This window comes from Mesorhizobium sp. M8A.F.Ca.ET.021.01.1.1, assembly GCF_003998025.1.
Classification (GTDB): Bacteria; Pseudomonadota; Alphaproteobacteria; order Rhizobiales; family Rhizobiaceae; genus Mesorhizobium.
In genome coordinates, this window is sequence record NZ_RZSJ01000885.1 from 1 (window position 1) to 1,571 (window position 1,571).

The 1,571-nt window shown below is 63.3% G+C and carries 2 protein-coding genes and 2 pseudogenes; all 4 read left to right on the plus strand.

The genetic code is table 11. The annotated features are described in order from the left end of the window. The coding region (locus tag EOA36_RS35075) for an ATPase, T2SS/T4P/T4SS family (RefSeq protein ID WP_189553535.1) at positions 1 to 385 on the plus strand (385 nt) is incomplete at its 5' end. Next, a pseudogene (locus EOA36_RS35080) lies at positions 382 to 713 on the plus strand (TrbC/VirB2 family protein). The gene EOA36_RS35075 and the pseudogene EOA36_RS35080, both read left to right, overlap by 4 nt. Further along, entirely contained in the window at positions 713 to 994 is a 282-nt protein-coding gene (locus EOA36_RS35085) for a VirB3 family type IV secretion system protein (RefSeq protein WP_127281203.1), read from the plus strand. Before EOA36_RS35080 ends, EOA36_RS35085 begins: the two are co-directional and overlap by 1 nt. Before the next feature lie 9 nt (positions 995 to 1,003). Continuing rightward, positions 1,004 to 1,571: pseudogene (locus tag EOA36_RS35090) on the plus strand (conjugal transfer protein TrbE); the annotation flags it as partial.

A 1,571-nucleotide genomic window follows, 5' to 3' on the forward strand; every position in this document is an offset into this window, starting at 1 on the left:
GACCAAGGATGGTGTCGCCACGCTCGCGGACCTGGTTCGCTCCTCGCTGCGTTTGCGGCCGGACCGCATTCCCATCGGCGAAGTGCGCGGCGCAGAGGCCCTCGACCTCCTGAAGGCCTGGGGCACCGGACATCCTGGCGGCATTGGCACCATCCACGCCGGCTCGGGCATCGGGGCATTGCTCCGTCTCGAGCAACTCATCCAGGAAGCCGTCGTCACTGTCCCGCGCGCCCTCATCGCGGAAACCATTGATCTCATCGCCGTTCTGTCCGGGCGCGGACCCGCGCGGCGGCTGACAGAACTTATGCGCGTCGACGGGCTTGGGCCTGACGGCGACTACCGCACCTCCCAAACCAACCAGAACAGTCCAGGAGACAGCTCATGATCCGCATCCTTTCGCGTGGCTACAGGCGCTTGGCCGCTGGCGCCACGACCCTTGCCACCACCCTCATGCTCGCCCAGGTCGCTCATGCCGCCGGCTCGTCGATGCCGTGGGAGCAACCGCTTGAGAAGATCCTTCAGTCGATTGAGGGCCCGGTCTCCAAGATCATTGCCGTCATCATCATCATCGTAACGGGGCTAACGCTTGCCTTCGGCGACACCTCGGGTGGATTCAGGCGGCTGATCCAGATCGTCTTTGGCCTGTCGATCGCCTTTGCGGCATCAGCTTCTTCCTGTCGTTTTTTTCCTTCGGCGGCGGGGCGCTGATCTGATGGCGGCCGCTTTCGAACAGGTCGGCGCTGTGCCAGGGTTTACGGTCCACGTTCACAGGGCACTGACCGAGCATATTCTGCTCGGCGGCGCACCCCGCTCGATCGCAATCCTGAACGGCACACTGGCAGGCGCGGTTGGCCTGGGCCTTCGCCTCTGGCTGGTCGGTCTCATCATCTGGGCAGTTGGACATTTCACAGCTGTATGGGCCGCAAGGCGCGATCCGCTCTTTTTCGAAGTGGGTCGAAGGCATCTGCGCCTTCCCGCTCATCTGCCGGTGTGAGGTCCTGTCATGATGAACCTTTCCGAATATCGTCGCACCGCCAACCGTCTTGCCGACTACCTGCCCTGGGCCGCGCTTGTCGCGCCCGGCGTGGTGCTCAACAAGGATGGAAGCTTTCAGCGCTCCGCAACGTTTCGCGGGCCCGATCTCGATTCCGCGGTCGCGGCCGAGTTGGTCGCGGTGGCCTCGCGTATCAACAACGCCTTTCGTCGCCTTGGCTCGGGATGGAGCATCTTCGTCGAGGCGCAGCGGCATCAGGCGGCGACCTATCCCGAAAGCCAGTTTCCTGACCCGGCCTCAGCCCTCGTCGACGCCGAGCGCAAGGCCGAGTTCGAAGAGGAAGGCGTTCACTTCATCTCGAGCTACTTCCTCACCTTCCTCTATCTGCCGCCGGTCGAGGATGTCGCGCGCGCCGAGACATGGCTTTACGAGGGGCGCGAACAGTCGGGCGTTGATCCCAATGAGATTCAGAGCGCCTTTGTCGACCGCACGGATCGCGTGCTTTCCCTGCTCGACGGTTTCATGCCGGAATGCCGGTGGCTCGACGATAGCGAGACCATGACCTACCTGTATACGG